Source organism: Corynebacterium sp. Z-1, assembly GCF_031844665.1.
In the GTDB taxonomy this organism is placed as follows: Bacteria; Actinomycetota; Actinomycetes; order Mycobacteriales; family Mycobacteriaceae; genus Corynebacterium; species Corynebacterium sanguinis.
The window spans coordinates 2,423,454-2,444,772 of record NZ_CP134621.1 but is presented as its reverse complement, the minus strand read 5'-3'; the positions used below and the strand labels follow the sequence as shown (position 1 = coordinate 2,444,772).

21 protein-coding genes, 1 tRNA gene and 2 pseudogenes are annotated in these 21,319 nt (G+C 65.3%); 10 read left to right on the top strand and 14 right to left on the bottom strand.

The annotated features are described in order from the left end of the window. Positions 1-99 precede the first annotated feature (99 nt). Complete coding sequence (locus RIU96_RS11910; protein WP_311197692.1) at positions 100-708, top strand: DUF3558 family protein; 609 nt, start codon at positions 100-102, stop codon at positions 706-708. Between the two features lie 123 nt (positions 709-831). Then, entirely contained in the window at positions 832-2,490 is a 1,659-nt protein-coding gene (locus tag RIU96_RS11905; protein WP_311205010.1) for a hypothetical protein, read from the top strand. On the opposite strand, the gene RIU96_RS11900 is transcribed toward RIU96_RS11905, so the two are convergent. Together RIU96_RS11900 and RIU96_RS11895 are read right to left on the bottom strand one after the other, a co-directional pair. Continuing rightward, positions 2,487-2,903, bottom strand: coding sequence for a fluoride efflux transporter FluC (locus RIU96_RS11900; protein WP_144317890.1), 417 nt, complete (start codon positions 2,901-2,903; stop codon positions 2,487-2,489). The genes RIU96_RS11905 and RIU96_RS11900 overlap by 4 nt on opposite strands. Then, a complete protein-coding gene (locus RIU96_RS11895) occupies positions 2,855-3,190 on the bottom strand; it encodes a CrcB family protein (protein WP_144317891.1) in 336 nt (111 codons plus the stop codon). The genes RIU96_RS11900 and RIU96_RS11895 overlap by 49 nt, the downstream gene beginning before the upstream one ends. Before the next feature lie 103 nt (positions 3,191-3,293). Between RIU96_RS11895 and pgm the strand changes: the two genes are divergently transcribed. The 5 genes from pgm to RIU96_RS11870 all read left to right on the top strand — a co-directional run bounded on the left by pgm (position 3,294) and on the right by RIU96_RS11870 (position 7,052). After that, a complete protein-coding gene (pgm, locus tag RIU96_RS11890; RefSeq protein ID WP_144780139.1) occupies positions 3,294-4,952 on the top strand; it encodes a phosphoglucomutase (alpha-D-glucose-1,6-bisphosphate-dependent) in 1,659 nt (552 codons plus the stop codon). A gap of 116 nt (positions 4,953-5,068) precedes the next feature. Further along, complete coding sequence (locus tag RIU96_RS11885) at positions 5,069-5,503, top strand: MauE/DoxX family redox-associated membrane protein (protein ID WP_144742232.1); 435 nt, start codon at positions 5,069-5,071, stop codon at positions 5,501-5,503. 50 nt (positions 5,504-5,553) lie between these two features. Then, positions 5,554-6,300, top strand: coding sequence for a DsbA family protein (locus RIU96_RS11880; RefSeq protein WP_144742228.1), 747 nt, complete (start codon positions 5,554-5,556; stop codon positions 6,298-6,300). A 93-nt stretch (positions 6,301-6,393) separates the two neighbouring features. Continuing rightward, positions 6,394-6,466, top strand: a tRNA-Ala gene (locus tag RIU96_RS11875). An 88-nt stretch (positions 6,467-6,554) separates the two neighbouring features. Further along, complete coding sequence (locus RIU96_RS11870; protein ID WP_222422356.1) at positions 6,555-7,052, top strand: hypothetical protein; 498 nt, start codon at positions 6,555-6,557, stop codon at positions 7,050-7,052. A 15-nt stretch (positions 7,053-7,067) separates the two neighbouring features. On the opposite strand, the pseudogene RIU96_RS12035 reads toward RIU96_RS11870, so the two are convergent. From RIU96_RS12035 to RIU96_RS11835, 7 genes and pseudogenes are all read right to left on the bottom strand, one after another. Then, positions 7,068-8,150 (bottom strand): annotated as a pseudogene (locus RIU96_RS12035) (recombinase family protein); the annotation flags it as partial. Positions 8,151-8,294: 144 nt separating this feature from the next. Then, positions 8,295-8,492, bottom strand: coding sequence for a hypothetical protein (locus tag RIU96_RS11860; protein ID WP_136651703.1), 198 nt, complete (start codon positions 8,490-8,492; stop codon positions 8,295-8,297). A gap of 2 nt (positions 8,493-8,494) precedes the next feature. Continuing rightward, entirely contained in the window at positions 8,495-9,115 is a 621-nt protein-coding gene (locus RIU96_RS11855; protein ID WP_136651702.1) for a hypothetical protein, read from the bottom strand. A 12-nt stretch (positions 9,116-9,127) separates the two neighbouring features. Next, complete coding sequence (locus RIU96_RS11850; protein ID WP_311205009.1) at positions 9,128-9,577, bottom strand: single-stranded DNA-binding protein; 450 nt, start codon at positions 9,575-9,577, stop codon at positions 9,128-9,130. Between the two features lie 84 nt (positions 9,578-9,661). Beyond that, entirely contained in the window at positions 9,662-9,841 is a 180-nt protein-coding gene (locus RIU96_RS11845) for a hypothetical protein (RefSeq protein WP_220184539.1), read from the bottom strand. Between the two features lie 55 nt (positions 9,842-9,896). Continuing rightward, positions 9,897-10,979: an MFS transporter gene (locus RIU96_RS11840; protein WP_136651700.1), complete on the bottom strand. Its 1,083-nt coding sequence runs from the start codon at positions 10,977-10,979 to the stop codon at positions 9,897-9,899. A gap of 132 nt (positions 10,980-11,111) precedes the next feature. Then, complete coding sequence (locus RIU96_RS11835; protein WP_136651699.1) at positions 11,112-12,191, bottom strand: GNAT family N-acetyltransferase; 1,080 nt, start codon at positions 12,189-12,191, stop codon at positions 11,112-11,114. 59 nt (positions 12,192-12,250) lie between these two features. Here RIU96_RS11835 and RIU96_RS11830 point away from each other — a divergent pair, with 59 nt between their 5' ends. Next, positions 12,251-12,847, top strand: coding sequence for a TetR/AcrR family transcriptional regulator (locus tag RIU96_RS11830; RefSeq protein WP_311196711.1), 597 nt, complete (start codon positions 12,251-12,253; stop codon positions 12,845-12,847). Here RIU96_RS11830 and RIU96_RS12030 read toward each other — a convergent pair. Then, positions 12,828-13,307 (bottom strand): helix-turn-helix transcriptional regulator, encoded by a 480-nt coding sequence (locus RIU96_RS12030; RefSeq protein ID WP_220184540.1) that lies wholly within the window; start codon positions 13,305-13,307, stop codon positions 12,828-12,830. The two genes, RIU96_RS11830 and RIU96_RS12030, sit on opposite strands and share 20 nt — an antisense overlap. Then, on the bottom strand, positions 13,304-14,131 hold the full coding sequence (erm, locus tag RIU96_RS11825; protein WP_136651696.1) for a 23S ribosomal RNA methyltransferase Erm: 828 nt from the start codon (positions 14,129-14,131) through the stop codon (positions 13,304-13,306). Before erm ends, RIU96_RS12030 begins: the two co-directional genes overlap by 4 nt. A gap of 374 nt (positions 14,132-14,505) precedes the next feature. On the opposite strand from erm, the gene RIU96_RS12025 reads away from it, so the two are divergent. Continuing rightward, complete coding sequence (locus RIU96_RS12025; RefSeq protein ID WP_353955725.1) at positions 14,506-15,003, top strand: relaxase domain-containing protein; 498 nt, start codon at positions 14,506-14,508, stop codon at positions 15,001-15,003. Further along, positions 14,910-16,205 (top strand): annotated as a pseudogene (gene mobF, locus RIU96_RS11820) (MobF family relaxase); the annotation flags it as partial. The gene RIU96_RS12025 and the pseudogene mobF (RIU96_RS11820), both read left to right, overlap by 94 nt. A 5-nt stretch (positions 16,206-16,210) precedes the next feature. Here mobF (RIU96_RS11820) and RIU96_RS11815 read toward each other — a convergent pair. The 3 genes from RIU96_RS11815 to mobF (RIU96_RS11805) form a co-directional block, all read right to left on the bottom strand. Next, entirely contained in the window at positions 16,211-16,828 is a 618-nt protein-coding gene (locus RIU96_RS11815) for a M23 family metallopeptidase (protein ID WP_119932700.1), read from the bottom strand. 94 nt (positions 16,829-16,922) lie between these two features. Further along, positions 16,923-17,783, bottom strand: coding sequence for an RCC1 domain-containing protein (locus RIU96_RS11810; protein ID WP_181729333.1), 861 nt, complete (start codon positions 17,781-17,783; stop codon positions 16,923-16,925). Positions 17,784-17,822: 39 nt separating this feature from the next. After that, positions 17,823-21,278 carry a MobF family relaxase gene (gene mobF, locus RIU96_RS11805; RefSeq protein WP_136651691.1) on the bottom strand — a complete coding sequence of 1,152 codons (3,456 nt, stop codon included), beginning with the start codon at positions 21,276-21,278 and terminating at the stop codon, positions 17,823-17,825. Between the last annotated feature and the right edge of the window lie 41 nt (positions 21,279-21,319).

Here is a 21,319-nt window from a genome sequence, read left to right as displayed (position 1 = left end):
GGCGGAGTCGGTAATCGTGGTTGTGCTGTTGCTGACGGTGGTTGGGGCAGGCAGAATTAGTTGTGTTCTTTGGCTTCGCGACAATGTGGGGGTTTGTCGGTGCGTCGGTGTGGTGTGGTTGTAGTCCTGTTTGGGGTTGTTTTAATCTCGGGGTGTTCGGCGACGGCGGATGTGACTGTTTCGGGGGAGACAAGTGATTCAGAGCCGGTGGTGTCGGAGTCTGATTCGGCGGGGCCTGCTGCGTTTCATTTTGACAGTGGCGACCTGATCATCGGGCCGTTTAACCCCGAGGAGGTAAAGCACAACCTCTTCAATCCGTGCACGGAAATCTCCGATGCGGAGTTTGCGGCGGCGGGACTTGTCAAGAGCGACGTGCAACCGGGAACCACAACAGTTCAGTTTGTGAAGGGTTGCTCGGTCGAAACCAATGACCCGTATAAAACGATCCTTTTGGTTACCAATGCCGCAGATAAAAACATAATCTTAGCTTCTTCGCCACAACTGGGTTCACCCATTTCTGAACCACCCGAATCTTTTGCTTACGGTTCAACTGATGGAAGCGACGATATGTGTGACGTGGCGGTTGAGACCGACAGAGGAACCTTTTCGGTAAGCATCGGCACTTTAAAGAGCGGTACAAATGCTGACACTCTATGCGAGGAAGCGGGGGAGCTGCTTAATCGTCTTTTCGTAGCCAACAATCTTTAGATGCTCACTATGTTGTGCAGCGGGAGTGGGGTGGTTGTTAGCAGTAATACCTAGTATTTGCATTGTCACAAATTTGTCGCTCGTCTCAATGAACGAGCTGGCTATTTTACGAGGTGGGGGGACATGATCGGTCGTATGATTTTCGAACAAGGCGCAGTCGAGCACGCGGTAATCATGCTGAAGCAAATTGGGGCTTTGGCAAGCAAGGAGACTCTCCTCGCTAAACGACCAGACCTCACCGGTTTTTCTCCCGTGTCGGGTCTTGACGAGTCGGGTGTGTCGCATGGGCGCGTGTCGTCGGTGAGTCGGCCGGAGGCGTTGAAGGCGTTGGCTGCTCATGTGCTGGATGCGGCGGTGTTGCTTGAGGCGAATGTGGATAGCGTAATTGGTGCTGATGGGGCGTTTTCGCAGATGGTCGGCAGCATTGGACTGTCGGGTGTGTTAGGTGCGTCGGCGTCGGCGGTGGATGTGGATATGAAGTTGGCGCAGGTGGAGAACCCGTCGACGAATCCGTTTGTGTTCGGCCGTCCGGTGGCTGGGTTTGTGGCGTCGTTGCCGGTGTTGCATGGCCAGTTCCAGGCCACTGATCCATCACGTGCGCTGTCGGAGGCGGCGGCGTGGGAGTCGACGGCGGTCAAGGTTTCTGAGGTGGTGTCTCGGTTGGATGCGGTGGTGGCGGCGTTGGGGTCGTCTGCGGAGACGTCGTGGGTGGATAAGGCGATTGAGCGGGTGCGGCGGATTCAGTGGGCGGGTGGCCAGTTCGCGGCGCATGCGTCGGCGATGGGGGTTCATGCCGGGAATCTGGCGGCGGTGGCGTCGGCGGAGAAAGCGACAGCCGCTGCCGCGTACTCGTCTTGGTTGGCGGCGCCGGTAGAGGCGAAACCGGTGGTGGAGCAGGTGTATATGAAGGCGTTTCCTCCGCGGTTGAATACGGGCTTGGTGCCGACGGTGCCGTCGTTTAACCAGTTGCTGCCAGCGTTGGATGCGATGCCGGTGGCGCCGTTTTCGCCGGAGGCGATTAAGGTTCCTGCTGCGCCGTCGTTTGAGCGCAGTGTTTTGCCGCGGGTTGTTCAGGATGCGATGGTGGCTAACGGGTTTGGTGATATGGCGTACGCAAGCACCCCGCAAGAAGTTATTGCTGCTGTGCCGGGAGAAGATGTGGCTGCACTCGGTGGGGTGTCACCGGTGAGTCCTGTCACACAGGCCGCCTCTGTGGCAACTGTGCCGCAGCTAACCCCGTCGGCGCAGTTGGCGTCGGCGCCGCAGATGTCACCTGGTGTGACTGCTTCCGGGGGCTATGGTGCGCCGGCGGTTGGGTTGACCCCGTCCCTGAGCCCGCGTGGTGGTCTAAGTTCTGCCTCGGGTCGTACAGCTGGTCATTCGGGTGCGCACCGGGGTGTTGGTGGCAGGCATGGTGTGGGTTCAGCTGCGGGCGCGGGTGCGGGTTCCGTGGTCGGACTCGTTGGCCGCGGCGCGAGCACGCCTTTGACCGCAGCTACTCCGCTCGCCGGATATGCCCCGAACACCCCAGTCGCCACGACCGGTTATGGCGCCGCATCGACTGCAAACGCAGCTCAAACCATCAATCGCGCGACAGCATTTGGTGGACCGATCGGTCCGGGTGGGCACGGTGCTAATGGTGGGTCGCGTAAGCGTCGCGTGCGGGCGGTAACCAGCGCGGTGGAACGCAACGGCAACCTCCGCGCCCTGCTCGGTGATGCCCCCGCAGTACTGCCCGACGTTATCGGCGACGACGTCCGCACCCCACGACACACAATCTAGGACGCGAGGCCCACACCCGATGTCAGGTAGCCGAGGTACGCGCCGCCAGCACCCAGAACCGCGGTTGCCACGGCGTACACCCCGGCCCGTCGCCAGGCCTGCTCCTTGACAAGCTGCCCGAGCTCTTTCGCAAGCGTGGACCACGTCGACAGCGCCCCGGCGAATCCGACACCGAGAAACACCTGCCACCGGGGTTCCAGACCGAGTGAGAGCCCGATCACGATAGAGGCGAACAGGTTGGCCAGCAGCGTTCCCGTCAGCCCCCCGGGGATGCGGCTGAGCCCCCAGCGGGCGAGCCCGCCGAGGAAAGCGCCGACGGTGACGGCCCCGGCGGGCATCAATACGAAGATGATGGCCAGGGAGATTATGCGGTGCCCCTGGTGCGGGTGCGCAGGGCGTCGCCAAGCAGCCATGCCCCGACGCAGACCACGAAGTAGACCGCGAGCAGGGCGATCGCACCCAGGGGCGAGCTGAGCGCGGCGGCGATGGCGACGCCGGAGAACGTCGTGAAGCCGCCTAAGAAGCCGGTCCCCCAGAACTTGCCGGGAGCGAAGAAGCCCATGGCCAGACAGCCGAGGACGTTGACCAGGTGGATGCCGTCGAGCGGCACGGGGAGTACGACGGGGAGCGCGAGGGTGATTGCCCACCTGGTCAGCGCGCCGAGCGTGGCACCGGCACCGACGATGAGGGCTTCTTTCACGAACGCTCACCTTACCCCTCGCAGCCGCGGATCCGTGGCGAAAACCGGCGGGTGCGGGAATGATTGATGGCGTTACCTATCGACGCGAAGGAGCATTTCCGACATGACACACGAACGCGCGGGTCAGCCCGCCCAGCCGAGCGACCTGATTGACATCGCCGAGGTCGTCTCTGCGTACTACACCCGCGAGATTGACCCGGACAATCCCGACCAGCAGGTTGCGTTCGGCACGTCCGGGCACCGCGGGTCGTCACTGGACAACGCGTTTAACCAGCAGCACATCTGGGCGATTACGCAGGCGATCGTGGATTACCGCCGCGACAACAACATCGGCGGACCGATCTACATCGGGCGCGACACCCACGCGTTGAGCGAGCCAGCCATGATTTCGGCCCTCGAGGTGCTCATCGCCGGCGGCATCGAGGTGCTTGTCGACGCCGCCGGCGCCTACACCCCGACCCCCGCGGTCTCGCACGCGATCCTGCGACACAACGCCGCGCTCAGCGGCGGCGTGACCGGCACGGACCCGAAGCGTGCCGACGGCATCGTGATCACGCCCTCGCACAACCCGCCGCGCGACGGTGGTTTCAAGTACAACCCGCCCAACGGCGGGCCGGCGGACACCGATGCGACGGATTGGATCGCGGCGCGGGCCAATTCCTACATCGGGGATGGCTTGCGGGGCGTGGAAAGGGCGTCGATAAGCGGCGTGCTCGATGAGCGGGCCGGAAAGTTCGATTTTATGGGCTCCTACGTCGCTGACCTGGCGAACGTGGTCGACATCGACGCGATCCGCTCAAGCGGGCTGAGAATCGGCGCGGACCCGATGGGCGGGGCCAGCGTGCACTACTGGCAAGCCATCGCCGAGACCCACAAGCTCACCCTCACCGTGGTCAACCCGCTTGTCGACGCCACCTGGCGGTTCATGACGCTGGACACGGACGGCAAGATCCGCATGGACTGCTCCAGCCCGGACGCAATGGCGTCGCTGGTGGCCAGCCGCGACAAGTTCGACATCGCGACGGGCAACGACGCGGACGCGGACCGCCACGGCATTGTCACCCCCGATGCCGGGCTGATGAACCCGAACCACTACCTGGCGGTGGCGATTGAGTACCTGTATTCGCACCGCCCTTGCTGGGGCGAGCGCACCGCGGTGGGCAAAACGCTGGTGTCGTCATCCATGATCGATCGCGTCGTGTCCTCGCTGGGCCGTGAGCTCGTCGAGGTTCCCGTCGGGTTCAAATGGTTCGTGCCTGGGCTTATCGACGGCACCATCGGCTTCGGCGGCGAGGAATCCGCGGGCGCTTCGTTCCTGCGCCACGACGGAACCGTGTGGTCGACCGACAAGGACGGTCTGATCATGGACCTGCTCGCAGCCGAGATCACCGCCGTAACCGGGGACACGCCGTCGCAGCGCTACCGCGTGCTGGCCGGGAAATTCGGCGAGCCCGCCTACGCGCGTATCGACGCCCCCGCCAACCGCGAGCAGAAAGCCACCCTAAAGAAGCTCTCCCCGGAGCAGGTCACCGCGACCGAACTCGCGGGGGAGGAGATCACCGCGAAGCTTACCGACGCCCCCGGCAACGGCGCCGCCATCGGCGGGCTCAAGGTGACCACGGAAAACGCCTGGTTCGCGGCGCGGCCGTCGGGTACGGAGGACAAGTACAAGATCTACGCTGAGTCCTTCAAGGGCGACGAGCACCTTGCCCAGGTGCAAAAGGAAGCTCAGGCATTGGTTTCCGAGGTGCTTGGGTCCTAGCTCACAGTGAGCGGGGGTATCGCCTGTCAGGTGGCTCCGCTAAGGTGCTAGGGGTGACAACGACGTACGATGCCCAGGAAGCGCCCGCTACGCGCGCGCCTGGCGGCACCCGCGAGATGGTGCTCGACATCCTCTCCGCCGCGGCCCGGTTCTTCATGGCCTACATCTGGATCTCCGCTGGATGGTCGAAGATCGGCGCGCACATGGATGTCACCCTCACCATCCAGGCCTACGAGATTTTCACTCCTGCCTGGTCGGACTTGCTGGCGCGCCTCATCGGCCCGTTGGAGTTGGCCGGTGGCCTGCTGCTCCTGCTGGGCATCACGCTGCGCCCGGCGGGATGGGTATCCATCGGAGTGTTGGTGCTGTTCATCATCGGGCTGGGCTCGGCATGGTCGCGGGGCCTGGTTATCGACTGCGGGTGCTTTAACCCCGATCCGACCGAAACGGGCACGAACATCTTGGCGACGATGGGCCGAGACGTGTTCTACATCGCCATCACGTTGTTCATGATCTACCGCCCGTTTAAGAAATGGGCGATTTACCCCTAAACTCTAGGGGAAGTTTGTGTACGAGTCATCAAAGCGAAGGTGTATTAACCATGACCACGCGTAAAGTTAAAAACCCCAACGACAAGGGCGGCTCAGCCTTCATCTGGGCGCTCGTCGCCGTCGTCGCCATTGCCGCCCTGGTAATTGGGTTGATCGTCTTCAACGGGCGCTCCCAGCGCAGCCAGGCGATCGCCGAGCAAATGGTCCCCGTGGAAAACCTCCAGGTCAGCTATGTCGAGGGTGACCCCTACTTCACTCTCTCCGCTGCAGAGGGTGGCGAGGGTGCCAAGACGGTCGACCTGTTCGAGGACTTCTCCTGCTCCTACTGCGCCGACTTGGCAACGGCGACCGACGGCGATGCCCTGGAGAAGATCCAGGCCGGCGAACTCGAGGTTAACGTCCGCCCGATGACCATTCTCGACTCCCAGGGCGGGCAGTACAGCCCGGGCCACTCCACCCACGCCTTGGCCGCTGAGCTCGCCTTGGCCGCCAACGGTGAGGCCGAGGCGCTGTGGAACCTGCGCGCAATGCTTTTTGAGAACCAGCAGAGCGTGTTCAACAAGCTGGACAAGGACGATTTCGCCGACCGCGCCAAGGAGTTTGGCGCCTCTGACGAAGCCGTCCAGGCCATCCGCGACGGCGCGTTCGAGGAGCAGGCCACCGCGATGGGCGAGGCCAACCTGAACTACCAGAACGAAAAGACCGGCACCGCCTACACGCCGCGCGTCATGCGCGACGACAAGGACCTCGTCGAGGGCCAGGAGATCACCAACTGGGTCGACGCGGCCACCGCGTAACCCGATTACAGGGGATTTGGTTGCACTTCGCGCCCGGGTGTATATTGAGCGGAGTTGTCCGCAGGTAACGCCCGCGGGTCACAAGTGCAACTTGGGGCTATGGCGCAGCTGGTAGCGCACCACACTGGCAGTGTGGGGGTCAGGGGTTCGAATCCCCTTAGCTCCACGTAAGATGAGAAAATCGAAACTTGCCCCGCCTGATGGCGGGGCAGTTTTGTTTCTGCGGTGACGTGGGCCGGGGCATCGATGCTGGTGTGGGCGAGGACGCTGGCTGTGGTCTGCTCGGGAGTGTAGGTGGCGTTCTCTTCGTCGTCGATGGTGATGCGGGTGAACAGGGCGCGGTTGAGGATGCGTCGTTCGGCTGGTTCGCACTTGTTGTAGAGGTCGTTGAGGTCGACCAGGAGTTCAGTGAGCTGGTCCAAGCCTGTTCGGGCCTCGGCGTAGGTGTCGGTGAGGTTGTCGAGCCGGGTGGTGATCTGGTCGAGGCTGGCGCGGATGCGGTCTTGCTCGCTCGTGAGGAGGTCGAGGGGGATCGCGTCGGCGTAGTGAGCTTGGTCGAGTTTGAGGCGTTCGGCCTCGAGCTTGTCGCGCTGGGCGGTCAGGAGCTTGCGTTCGTCCTCGCTGGATCCTTCGAGCTGGTCGAACACGTCGTTGAGGACCTTCCGGACGTGCTCAGCCTGGGTCTGGGTCAGGGAGTTGCGCTGGTAGGTGCGTTCGATCTCGGCTTCGGCGCGTTCGGCGAGGATCGCTGAGCGGGTGCAGTTGGTGGTCTTGCGGCGTCGTCCGGAGCAGGTGAAGTACTCGTAGCGGTCCCCGGACTTGTCGCGGGGGCGTTCGATCATGAGCTTGGCTCCGCAGGCGCAGGACAGGGTGCCTTTGAGGTAGTGGTCGTACTTCTGTGGCCGTTCGCCACGGGCGTTGTTGGCGTCCAGGTTGGTCTGGACGCGCAGCCACGTCTCCGCGTCGACGAGGGGCTGGTGGGTGCCGTCGTAGGTGACGCCGCGGAAGGTGACGGTGCCCTGGTAGTAGGGGTTGGTCAGGATCTTGTGCAGCCCGGTGGTGGTGACTGGTTTGGCCGGCTGGGAGGGGGTGGGTCGGGTGGTCAGGCCGCGGGCTGTGAGTTCTTTGGCCAGGCGCGACAGGGACCAGTCCCCGGTGGCGTAGGCGGTGAAGGCGAAACGGACGAGGTCGGCGCGTTCGGGGTCGATCACGATCTCGCGGGACTCGCGTCCTCGGGCGTCGGTGGTGCGGACGTTGAGGTAGCCCAGAGGCGCTTTGGTGGGGGTGCCGCCGATCGCGGCCTTCTGGATCATGCCTTTGAGGACTTCCTGGGCCAGGTTCAGCGAGTAGAACTCGGCCATGGAGGCCAGGATGCCGTGCATGAGCATCCCTGAGGGGGTCTCGTCGATGTTCTCGGTGACCGAGACCAGGCTGATGTTCGCATCCCGCAGCGCGGCGTGGATCTTGGCGTCATCGAGCCGGTTGCGGGCGAGGCGGTCGACCTTGTTGATGATGCAGTACCGCACCGGATGCGTGGTGGCGTAGTCGAGCATCTCTTGGAGCGCGCGTCGTTGGGCGGTCTTGGCTGACTCGCCGGGCTCGATGAACTCCTTGATGATGACCGCACCGAGCTGTTCGGCCTTGCGCTGCGCGGCTTCGCGCTGGGCCGGGATCCACAGGCCCTCTTCCAGCCCGTTGCGGGTGGCCTGATCCTTGGTCGAGACCCGCAGGTAGCTGATCGCCGCCACCTTCCCTTCACTTCCGGACGCAGTGGTGTCTGGGCGTGGTGTGGTGCGGGCGAGGCGTCGAAGGACTGAGATGTCGAGGCCGGAGAGTTGATCGAGTGTCATGGTGACCGCCTTTCACAAGCCCCCACATGTCTGGGGGCGGGTGGGGCGCCGGAGGCGGTCACGTCAGAGTCGAAAAGAACACCCCGCGAACGGGGCTTAGCAAGAGTAGGTGCCAACAGCGCCGAAACTTGATGTGGACCCAGTTTAGCGTTCGGCTGCGAACAGGCGACGAAGATGGGCGCCGGACTGCCCGACGGGCTGGTCGCCGGCGGTGCGCAGCGCGATCCGGATCAACACCTCGGCAACCTTCGCGACATCGATCTCCTCGCGCGGCTCATAGCGCACGCGCAGGGGCCGATCCGCTTCGACCCGGGCGGTGGTGCGGTGATACCTGCGCACCATCCTCATCCACCCTCAGGACCCAGAACATCGTCGCGAACCTCATCGGTAGCCGGGTCGATCCGGTCATCCAGGCTGGCGTAGAAGGCGTCTTCGGCAGCCTGTCGTTCGTTGACCTGGTCGATGACGTATTGGGCGAAGTCGGCGTCTCGGTCGGTGATGACGGACTCGTCGTGGGCGGGTTGGGGTTCTTCGCCGGGCCATGTGGTCTGTCGGGTGGGTCGGTCGCGGTCCAGGCGGGTGCCGGAGGCGGTGACCCAGTCACGGAGGCGGTGGCGGGCGTCGGCGAAGTCGCGGTGCCATCCCAGGGGTGCGGAGCCGTTTTGTTCGGGGTCGTAGGCGCATAGCCAGTGCAGGTGCAGGGCGGACAGTTCCCACAGAAGTTCGGGGTGGCGGTGCCAGTAGGGCGGGATGACCGCGGCGGGTAGGCCGTAGGTGTGGCGGAGCCAGTCGACCCACCGGTTCAGCTCCAGCAGCTCGGCTTCCAGATCCTGCGCCGATAGCAGGTTCCAGTTGATCGGGTGCGGTGGTTCTGGCAGCGCGCTGGTGTCGGGGGTGTGGGGGTGGTCGTCGAGGATGCCGGGGTCCTCGTACTGGTCGTCGGGCTCGAGGCCGTGAGTGCTCATGTCTCCCCCGGGTCACATGCTGAGGCTGTCGGCAGCGGGCGTGGCCTGGTGGTGCTGGGGTGGTTCAAAGGCCTGCCCAGCCGCCTGGCGTTCGAGTGCTTGGCGGGGTGTGCGGTCTACGTCGTAGCGGGTGCGGGCGGTGTCGTGGCCGATCTTCTTGGTGACGAACTCTTCGCCGGCGATGCGTTGTCCGTCGCGTTCGTAGGTGTAGTCGTGGGCGTAGCCTTCGGCGACGAACTGGTCGCCTTTGGTGAAGCGTTCGAAGGCGCGTTCGGCGGTGGCGCGGTAGAAGACGAGGTTGCCGAAGGAGGGTTCCAGTTTGGTGAAGGTGCCGTCTTCTTCGCGTAGGAAGTTCTCTTGGCCGTAGCGGGCGTAGAAGCGGGCATCGCCGCGTTCGGTGTAGGTCAGCTGTGGATCGGATGCGATGAACCCGGACAGGGATTCCTGGGTGCGGATGGACATGACGCGGTACCTCTCAACTCGTGGACTGCAGCCCGCCGGTGGTGTGGGATGCTGGTACCGGTCAGGTGCACCCCGCGACCCCGGTCATGCACGGGGGTTCTGCAGGAGCTGTTCGAGCCGGGCGCGACCCCGCTTGAGGGCCTCGGCGTCGGGACGGGTGGGCCAGGCGGTCAGGTCGGTGATGATCGGCGGCGCGGAGCGGAGCAGGGTGACGCCGGTGCCGAAGGGGAGGGTGCGGATGCGGTCGGGTGGCAGGATCGGCACCCGCCGTACGGAGCGCCAGACACGTTGGAAATGATCGTGGAGGAAGCCACTGTGATCAGGACTCCAATTCCTGTGCCCGCGAGGAACAGGCTGACCGCGAACATCCACAAGTTCGCCTCCAGAACCAGGGTTGCCAGTGCATAACCCCCGCCCGCAACAACACAGCCAGCGCCGAGCAGGCGACGCGGCCGACTCGGGAAAGCACTGAACCCGCAAGGAGGGAGGTCACCGTCGCGCCCGCCGCGATCGCGACCAACAGGAGTCCGCTCTGCAAGGGTGAGAATCCACGAACCAGCTGGAAGTGCTGAGAAGTCACCGCCCCAACTCCGGCAAAGACGAATGTGGCCAGCCCTGCTGCCAAGACACCGGCAACGACCGATCGGCTGCGGAAGACCGAGAAATCCAGGAGCGGTGTTGGGAGTCTCCGCTGGCGCCGTGCGAACCACCAGAAGCAGACGAAACTCGTCGCAAGTGCCCCTGTAATAAACGCACCGGAGGGGGCCGATACGGCACCCTGCTTGATCGCTGCGACTAGGCCAGTCAACCCAACGAGAGCCAGCACAGAAGACAGCAAGTCCCAGGACGTTCTTGCCGATGCGCGAGCCGCTGGCGCGTACATGGCCGCCAACAAGAAGGTCACGAGGGCAAAGGGGACGTTGATGAGGAAGACCGAGCCCCACCAGAACCACTCCAGGAGCAGGCCTCCAACGAGCGGGCCGAAGGCAATGCCACCGATCGAGACACTCGACCAAACAGCTATGGCGACGTTGCGCTCATCCTCGTCCTCGAACGTGAACCGGATGATCGCGAGTGTCGCGGGCAGCATCAGTGCTGCACCCACCGCGAGTAGTGCCCGCGCGACGATCAGCACCCACGCGTTTGGAGAGAAGGCTGCGAGTGGGGAAGCTATCCCGAACGCGCTGATGCCAATCTGGAACACCAGCTTGTGTCCGAACCTATCCCCGAGCGTCCCGGTGCCCAGCAGTAGGCCAGTCATGACGAGGGGGTACATGTTGATGATCCACAGTGACTCACTTACGCTCGCCGACAACTCGTCCGTCAGAAGAGGCACGACCACGTAGAGAATCGAAGTGTCGACCGTTGCAAGCAGCAAACCGAGAGAGACGGCGGTGAGCACGAACCACCGTGTGCGCTGCGAGGCCGGCGCAGGGGATCTTGAGTCATCTCAGCCTTTCAATATGCCGATACGTCGTCAGAGCGCGGTAGATTTGGGAGCCGCCTACAGGGAGCATGAAAGTCAGACTCCCGATCATTGGCGCATGTGCTCGGAGGCAAGTCGCGCGAAGATGAGGGTGTCGGTCCATTCGCCCTTGCTGAACCAGTCCTGGACGTGATGTGCTTCGAGCCGGAGCCCGACACGACGAGCCAGTGCTGCCGAGGCGCTGTTGCGGGCATCCATCTGCGCGGTGATGCGGTGGAGCCGGTAGTGGTCAAACCCGAGGGCGAGTACTGCTCGGACGGCTTCGCTGGCGAAACCTTGCCCACCGTGCGCCGGGTCGAGAACCCACCCGATCTCGCCTTGACGGTGCTCGTGATCGGTGAGCCACAACGCGACGTCTCCGATCGGGACGCCGTCATGCTCGATGACCAGCGCAAGCGCGCCAGTCTCGCCATCGATGTCAGTCTTCGCTAGGCGTTCGGTGAGCTTGTCGTGGGTGACTTCCGCGGTCCATGGCTCGTCCAGCAGGTAGCGGGCAACGTCGGGTCGCGAGTACAGCTCGTGAAGCCATTCGGCATCGTCGGCGCTATGCGGACGGAGCCGAAGCCGCTCCGTCGCCAACGGCCACTGGGCGGTGGGCTTGAGATCGCGCCGGTAATGGAATAGTTCCTCGCGCTGTCCTGCGGGCGTGGTCCCGATGGCTCGCTCGACCTCATGGAACCCTGCGTTCGTCAAGCACCGCTGGGAGGCCTTGTTCTCCAGGAGCGTGCGTGCTGTCAAGGTTCGCAGTCCACTGTTGCGTGCGAAGCGCGATGCCAACTCCAGGCCCCGACGAGCGTGCCCTGCTCCCCGCGCATCCGGATGAATCCAGAACCCTATCTCGGCAGCCTCGGAGCTGACGTCGAAGAGCACCAAGGAGCCCACAAACCGGTCCGTCTCGGCGTCGGCAAGTGCGAGGACTGCCAGCGTGCCGGACGACAGACCCTCAGCAACCTCGTCACGGATCATCCGTCGCACGGACTCGGGGGTGTAGTCGGAGTCGGGCAGGTGGCCGAAGCACCGCACAGCTTCATCCTTGGTGCCGGCCGCATACGCGTCTGCGTCCAGCTCAGAGAGGGGGCGTAGGCGAGTGTTCTCAAAGGTGATCGGGAGGGTGGTGGCATCCAGCATGCGCTAAACCTAACGTAGAAAGGATAGCTAACTGAAGCATGTTTGGTTAGGCTGGTGGGGTGGGCTACTGGGAACATCGCAAACCTGTGCGACGCCTCCGTGCAGTGGACATCGGGGAGGTTGCGAGGGCATCGGTGAGGCTGCTGGACGAAGGCGGGTTGAGGGCCCTCACCCTGCGATCTGTGGCGCAACAGGTGGGTGTCGCTCCAGCCAGCCTGTACTCCCGCTTCGAATCCGTCGACGATCTGTTCGACCTCGCCCTCGACACGGCGCTTGCAGACGATCCCGTGATGTCCGAGTCGATCCGCAACGCCGACCTGCCTGCCCTGATGCACGCCTTCTTCGCGCACCTCACGACCCACCGGTGGGCCGGTCAGGTCATCGGTATGCGCGCTCCCAGGGGCCCGGCCTACCTGGCCCTTTCCGAGCGGATGTGCGTCCTGCTCGAACAAGCGGGTACCCCGGATCCGCTGGGAACTGCCTACCGATTGTCCAACCTGGTGATTGGCGCCTCGCTGACCGCACCCATGGCGTCTGACGAGAAGCGCGTCGCCATTGACCCTGACCAAGCTCCTACCTATGCGCGGCTCCACGCGACGCACCACATCAGCCCACGCGAGATTCTCTCCGACGGCCTCACGGCACTCCTGTCGTGAGGGGGCCTTTTGATTCGGGGCTGCCCTGCGTTGCTGATGGCCACGGGCTGGTCTCCGTGAGAGTGCGCCTAATCGCAGTGCGCCGATATTCGGACGGGCTGATCCCGACGACGTCGGTGAACTGCCGTGCGGCATGTCCACGGCTGCGCCACCCGACTTTTGTCATGGCGACGCCGATTGGAAGATCAGTCTCGACCAAAAGGTGAGCCAGCCGATGGGCCCGAATGTGAGCCAGGTACCGCATGGGCGGCATCCCGAATCGTTGTGTGAACGCTCTGCCCAGCTGTGACACCGAGAGGTGAACTAGCGCGGCAAGGTCACGGAGTCTCCAATCCCGTTGAGGTGCTTCTGCGAGCAGCCGCGCTGCCAGTTCTGTGGATGTTTCACCGGAACGGTGCTCCGTGGCACTCCTAGCTGTTGACGTGTAGCGGCAGGCCTGGTGCCGCGCTGCGATGGTCATCGACGGCGTCTCCTCGACTTCACCTGCTGCGTCTGCGCACGGTGTGCAGTCGGTGAAGAACCGGTGGTCTTGAACAAGTCCACCCATGCCTCGACGGGCAGGTCCTTCGGGAGTCCTGCAGCGGTCATGCCGTGGCGTGTCAGCCACGCCTGTGTGGTCTGTGGTGACCCGAGTGAGGTGGTGCGCGCGAGGATCTGTGCAAGCCCGCGGCCGGGGCCGGTGTAGACGCGGTGGACCAGGGCATGGAACTGGCGCCGCCGTGTCGGGGACAGCAGCGGATGTTCGCGACGGTGGATGGTGAGGATTCCGCCGTCGACTCCCGGACGCGGGGTGAACGCGCGAGCGGGAACACGACTGTGCAGCGTGAACTCGAACCAAGGCGCCCATTGCGCCGTCATCATCGTGGCACCGCCGACACCCGCTCTGCGCCGCGCGACTTCCCATTGCACGAGCACGATTGCATCGGTCCATGCCGGGGAGTGCAGGATGCGGCGCAGTATGGCCGTGGTCTGGTGAAACGGCAGGTTGCCGACGAGCACATGCGCAGATGTTGGAAGCCGGTAGGTCAGGAAGTCGTCGGCGACGACCTCCACGTGCGACGGGAGTCGTTGGGTCAAGCGTTGGGCGAGCCTGGTGTCGATCTCGACGGCTGTCACCGGCCGCCCGAGCTGGGCCAGCGGGGTGGTGAGTGCTCCGTCACCGGGGCCGATCTCGATGATCGGGCCCTCGGTGGCAGCCACGAGCCGTGTGATCGTGGCAATGGTGGATGGGTCAGTCAGGAAGTTCTGGCCGTGCTCATGACGGCCACCTCGATAGGTAGGCACTGTTTGCTCCGTGGTTGTTCCGGAGCCGGGCACGCTGAAAGAGCCGCCCGGCCGTGATCATCGGGTGCGGGAGCAACAACCTGTGGAGGGTGCCCGCCGCTGTTAGCGGCTGCGCAGACGCAGCGAAGCAGTGCCGTAGAACAACATGCCCACCAGCGTAGGTGACCCCGCTGCCGGTCAGCAACTCAATATCCCGTCTCTGCTCAAAGACGCGGAGATCCGTATCAATGCTGGCCAGTACGAATCCCGAGCTAACCCACGGCCGCAGAGCCCCGGCATCATCGAGATTCGTTCCATGAGAGACCTCGACAGATCTGCCACGCGTCTTGCAGATCGAGGTTGGGAGGGCGCTGGCTCACCTGTGTGACGAGCAGGTGAGGGGTGGTTTGGGTGACGGTGTCGATGCGGGTGATGTCGGCCGGCGATGGTTACAAGTACCTGCTGCCACCGTGGCGGCTGGTGACGGTGACCGGTCGCTGTCGACGCCGCTGACCCGCTACTACGCCGAGGCCGGCACCCCACCCGGACACTGGCTCGGCTCCGGCGTCACCGCTCTGGGTAATGGCGAACTCACACCTGGCGCCCAGGTGTCGGAAGCGCAGCTCCAGTTGCTAGTGGGGATGGGGCGGGACCCGATCACTGGTGACCCGCTGGGGCGGGCGTATCCGGTGTACAGCTCGACGGCGGATCGTGCCGCGCAGCTGGACCCGTCGCTCGGCCCTGGGGAGCGGGGCCGGATGGTGGCGCAGATCGAGGCGGAGGAGGCTGCGCGGGGTCGCGGCGTGCGGTGGCGGGGTTTGATTTCACGTTCAGTGTGCCGAAGTCGGCGTCGGTGTTGTGGGCGGTTGCGGACGCGGGGACGCAGGCGTTGATTGCGCAAGCCCATCATGAGGCGGTTGCGGCGGTGGTTGCGTTCATGGAGCGCGAGGTTGCAGCCACCCGCACGGGCGCAACCGCTGAGGATGGCGCGGTTGCACAGGTCGACGTCACCGGGCTCATCGCGACCGCGTTTGATCACTTCGATTCCCGTGCCGGGGACTCGCACTTGCATACGCATGTGGTGATCAGCAACAAGGCCCAAACGGTCTTGGATGGGAAGTAGCGGAGTCTGGATGGGCGGCCGATGCATGCCGCGGTTGTCGCGTTGTCCGAGCTGCACGAGGCCGTGTTCGCCGACCACATGACACGCACCTTCGGCGTGAGGTGGGAGCCGCGGGAGATGGGACGGGACCGGAACCCGTCGTGGGCGATCACCGATGTCCCCGAGGAACTGGTGGCGGAGTTTTCCACGCGGGCGCGGCAGATCGAGGTGGAGAAGGACCGGCTGGTAGCCGAGTACGTGGCCACCCACGGACGGCAGCCATCGGATGCCACCGTGATCCGGTTGCGCGCCCAGGCCACGCTCGCGACGCGGCCGGAGAAGCAGGTCCGCTCGCTTGCTGATCTAACAGCCGAGTGGCGCACCCGCGCCAGCCAGCAGCTCGGTATGGATGCCACCGTGTGGGCGCGGAGCGTCACTGCCGGGGAGCGGCAGTTGTTGTTGCGGGCTGATGATGTGCCGTTGGATCTGATCGGGCAGGTGGGGCGGTCGGTGGTCGAGCTAGTCGGTGAGAAGCGTTCGACGTGGCGGCGCTGGAACCTGATGGCCGAAGCCGCCCGCCAAACGATGGGGTGGCGGTTCGCCACCGTCGAGGACCGCGAAGCCATCACCGCCATGGTCGCCGACGCTGCCGAACAGGCGTCCCTGCGCCTGACCCCACCCGAGCTCGCGACCAGTCCGGTGGAGTTCCGCCGCCTGGACGGCACCAGCGTGTTCCGTCCGAAGCACTCGACCGTGTTCTCCTCCGACACCCTCCTCGCCGCCGAAGACCGCCTCCTGCAACGGGCCCGCACCACCACCGGCCCGAGCATCGATCTCGCCACCGTCGAGACCATCACGAGCAAGCCTGATGCCGAGGGTCGGATGCTCGGTCCAGACCAGGCAGCAGCCTTGGCCTCGGTCGCGGTGTCGGGCCGGGTCGTGGATGTGTTGGCGGGGCCGGCCGGGGCCGGCAATACCACATGTTGTGTTTGACACCACTAATCGCTGATGTCGATGACCGCTCCGTTGCGCGGGAGGGTGCCCCTGAACGTGAGGGGCACGGCTGCGGCGCGCTCGATATCGGGGGTGGTGATCGCTTGGATGTGGACGTGCGGCTCGGTGCTGTTGCCGGAGTTCCCGCAGCGCGCGAGCCCGGTGCCTATCTGCACGCGCTGTCCCGTCCGGACTTTCAGGCTGCCTTGCTGGAGATGGCAGAGGGCGACCACGACACCATCGGACTCGATGAGTACGTGGTTACCGGCAAGTGCGATCCACCCTGCTCGGGCTCGGCGTTGCTGGGTGAGGGCATAGCCGATAGACGGTAGTCCGCGATATGCAGGGTGGTCGGGTTCGGTGTCGTGCGCGGAGACGACGATCCCTTCGACAGGCGTCAGGAGCATGCGGCCAAAGCCCGAGAACTTCTCTGCCGGTTCGGGTCGTATGAACGAACTGAACGTGATGGGTGCGGAGCGCCCGGCGCCATCGGCGGGAACGAAGTCGATGGCGTAGGACGTGGCCAGCAGCGCCGTGCCATGGCTGGGTACTCGGTTGGCGGGGCTGTTCTGGACGATCCAGCGGCCAGTGAACGGGTATTCCAGATCGATGGAAGCTGCCATGACATTCCTCCCGCTCGTGCACACTATTGTCCCACCACCAGTGTAGCGGCATAGGCGCAGGGGTCCGGTCTTGGTCGTCGTGTTCCTGTGGTTTCTAGTCTCTTTCAGGGCAGTGCAGGCCTATCCACGACGTGACGTCTCGCCTGCCGTCGGCGCTGTTTCCTGCGCTGACGAGGGCACCATCAGCGCACAGGCCGAGGGTATGGGCGGAGCCTGCTGCGACTGCGATGATGTTGTCCCAGCCCTCGACATCGCACTGCCCGTGGCTGTTATCCCCAACGGCCAGAACCCGGCCGGAAGCGATCACGCCCACTGTGTGGCGACTCCCGGCGGCCACCGCGACGACCTCCTCCCACCGGCTGACGTTGCCCGCTCCTGTGGCCGGTGCCGCAGTAGTGAGTACTCGCCCGTCGTGTCTCAACCCGACCGTGTGGAGGTAACCTGCCGCAATCGCCGTGAGGTTCCGCCAGTGCCCAACAGCGCATTGCCCTCGTCGGTTGTTACCGACCGCTACGGCTGAACCGTCCTCACATAGGCCGACCGAATGCCAGTCGCCGCACGAGACTGCCACGATGTCTCGCCAGGATCGCACATCGCACGCGCCCTCGCTGATGCGTCCGGTAGCCAGCACCGTGCCATCCGAGGCGACACCGAGGGTGCGTCGCCAACCCGCCGCTACCGCTGCGATGTCTCGCCATCCTCCGACTTCGCACTGCTGGTCGTCGTTCCATCCAGTCGCCAGCACTGTGCCGTCTGAGCGAAGACCGATGGTGTGCGATTTGCCCGTGTTCGTGGCGGTATGGACGTTGCCCGCTGCTACCGCGATCACGTCTTCCCAGCGGTCGACATCGCATTCACCAGCTCTGCCATCACCAACGGCGACCACGGTGCCATCCTGTCGCAGCGCAACTGAGTGCCGTCGGCCTGCCGCCAGTACCGGTCCGCATCCCCGCACTGCTGTCTCCACATAATCAGGATAGGTGCACGAACACGGCTACAGCCCGCGTGCCGGCCCCTCGCGACGGGGGTCGTGGCGGTAAGGATCAAGCGCAAACGGGTCATGGACCTGCCGCGCCCGTTCCGCTGCTCGTTGTCGAGCGTGCTCCTGATCGGCACGCTTGGCTTCGATGCGTCGGGCGGCGTCGGTGATGGGGAGACCGCGCAGTTCGTCGGCTTCAGCACGGGTCGTGGCGGCTCGCGCTCGGGCGTCGCGGGCGTCGCGGTGGGGGGTCGCTATCCGCATGCCGAGATGGTCACGACGTGCTCGCTCCGCCCCGTACTCGCTGACCAGCAACGCCAGCCGCTCCTGCTCGTGCCGCCCGAGTGTCGCTTTCCGGTCGGCGGTGGCGGCCTCGAGGGTTTGGGCGGCGTCGGTCACGCGCGGATCGGTCTCGGCGCGCTTAGCGGCGACTCGGGCTGCCCATTCCGGGAGACGGTCAGAGCCGCTCGGCGTGGTGCCCCATTCGGTGGTGACCTGTCCGCGCAACGTCTGAGTGTGTTCGGTTGCGGTGCGGTGCTCGGCGCGGGCTTTGCGTCGGCCAAACCTGCCCACGGTGGCGAGTCGGGCGCGTGCGGTGTCTTCACCCTCGACAGCACTGAGATAGGTCGCACCGTCGTGTGCGGCTTGAGCGGTGAGCGGTCCAGCGACCTCGGCGCGCACTCGTGCGGCCTCGTCTTCGGCCTTGCGGAGCACGGCAGTGCTCTTATCGTCCCCCGCTCGATGAGCGGTGCGTTGGGCGTCGAGGCGTGCGGCGATCTGCTCCCACCGCTCCGCCTGTCTCCGGGCGCGCTCGGCTTCCTGGTCAAGGCGGACGAGTTCAGCGGTGACAAGCTTGGCCGGGCCGTCACTGACGAGACCGCGCACTGCTTCGACGGCTTGGGTGGTGGCGTGGTCGAGGCCCCGGTCTGCCCGGTCGCGTTCCATCGCCTCAATGAACCGAATCTTGGCGTCGTCCATGTTCTCGGCGACGATGTGGAGCCGGTTGGTGTCGCGGCCTCGGGTCATGCCGACGTACACGCCCGCCGCGCTCGGCGCGTTACTGAGCAGCGTGTGGGAGCCGTCAACGGTTGCGCCTTGGACGCCGTACGCGGTCGCGGCGTAGGACAGGTGCGCGTGCTCGGCCACGTACTCGGGTGGAAGCGCGACGGTGCGCAGGTGCTTGCGGTCGCTGCCGACCTCGTGTGCATACACCGTGCCCTCGTCGGTGACGTGCTGCACGGTCCACTGTTGCCGGTTCGCCACACCCAGGGTGCTGTCGTTGCGGCGGGTCTGGATGAGGTCACCGGCACCGATGCTCAAGCCGTCGCTGCCGGTCGCCGTCGTGGTGTCGTCTACCTCGCCACGCTCGACACTCCCGGCGCGGATGCGCTCGTTCACCGCAGCGGCTTCTTCGTTGGTGGCGACGGTGATTGCCTCCCCGTCACGGGCGTGGGCGGTGATATGCTCGCGGGCCGCGTCCTCGACGGCGTGCAGGATGACGAGGCCCAGGGTGGCGAGTCGGTCGAACACGTCACCGGGGTTCTCCCGGTCGCGCATGGCGAGGGTGAGGGCCGCGTAGTCGGGGTCGGTGAACCGATGGAGTTCGGTCATGTCGTAGGTGCGGCCCCTGATCTGTTCGGCCATGTCGAGCACACCGCCCCGGCCGACCGCGGGGAGTTGGGCGCGGTCACCGATGAGCGCGACGGTGGCGCCTTCTTCTTGGGTGATGGTGAGGAGGGCGTGGGCAGTGTCTTGGTCGAGCATCCCGGCCTCGTCCACAATCACCCGTGTGCCGCGATCCAGTCGCGCGTCTTCGGGTGGCCCGGTATAGGTGCCGCCGGTTGTGGGATCGGTGTCGCCGGGGTTCAGGCGTGTCCACACGCCGTCACGGTTCCACCGCCACCCGTGCGCGTGCACCAGCGCCGCAATCGATGTCGCGGGTACGCCGAGTTCGTCGTGCGCGACCTGCGCCGCCCGCAACGTCGGTGCAACCACCCGCGACGCCCTGCCGTGTCCGGCGGCGACGGTGATCGCGGTGCGCAGCATGGTCGTCTTCCCGCTGCCCGCCGCACCCTCCACGATCACCAGCGGATCGGTAGAAGCCACCGCCGCTGCCGCAACGGTCTGTCCGGCATCGAGTCCGGTGGCGTGCGCCACGCGGGTCACGTCCGGGTGTTCCGGCTCCCGATCCGGCACAGCGGTGGTGATCTGGTCGCGTAGCGCGGTCTCGGCGGCGACGACGCTGAGGCTGGTCAGATGCGCGACATGCTCCGGCGTGAGTGCGCCCGGCGGCAGAACAGAGAAGCAATCCGAGACAGCAAGCCCGGTCGCCAGACCGATGAACTCCCGCAACTCAGCGGGCGTCACCCGCGCGCCCGCCTCGGTGATGACCCTCGTGACGTGCTCGGCCACGGTGTGCCGCGTCCACGTTGACGCTCCTGCGGCGCTCCGGTCCAGCGCGCGACTGGCGACCTCCTGCACCGACAGGTCATCCAGCGATACCGGCGCGGGCGTCTCCCGCCGATGCAAGCGGGCCGGGTCGTATCCGGCCTCGGTGAGTTCGTTCACCCACCACTGCTCATCTTTGAGGTCGGCAGGCCTCTTACCGGGACGCTGATATGCCCACGCGGCATCCTGCAACCGTGCTGTGAGTGCCGGGCCAGGAGTCTCGCCGGGATGCTCCGCCTGCCACTCGGCGACCATGCGGTCCAGGTTGCGTCTGATCTGCGCCGACCGCTTCGACATGACCGCGTTGAACGGTTCCAGCTCGGTCACCTCACCGGATACCGGGTCGAGGGTCAGACCGTGCTCCGCGAGCGTCTGCGCGAGTTCGGGGTGCGCGGCGATGACCGCGGTGCCGAGGGCGCGGATCGCTCCTTGCTGCTTGAACAGGGCCGCGGTGGTCAGTGCCCGCCACTTCCCGGCCGCCCACACCCGGGTGCCGATCTGGAAGTGGATATGCCGGTGCGGATCACCCGCCCGCGAGGTCTTGTGCGTGATCGCGACGGTCTGCATGTGCTCGACCGGGAGGACTTCCTGCGCGCCGCGCGGCCCCGCCAGGGTGACCGAGTGCTGGCCAAGGAACCGTTGAATCTCTGTCGCCGCGTCACGCTGCGCCATATCCAACGCCTCCGATACCGCCGGGTGGAGGGCGGCGGCGACCGACAGGGACTTGGGGGCATTGATCGTCATCTCCGCGAACAACGGCGACCCCTTCCGCACGTCGCCGGGCTTCCGCGGCGTGCCCATCGACTCCCCGGTGTCCGGGTTGATCCAGTCCACCCACCCCTCGTACTCGTCCGCCGACAGCGACCGGGCAAAGGTGAGCTCGCCGGTGGAGTCGATCACGGCGTACTCCGCTACGGCGTCTTCTGCGCCGAGGTAGTACTCGTCGGCGCGGGACCGGTCGGCCTCGACATAGCGGCGGGCGGCAGCACCGCTGCCGCGGAACAGGATCACGCCGCCCTTCATCTTGGCCCTCCCTCATGAGTGGTCTCATGAGGGAGGTGTGC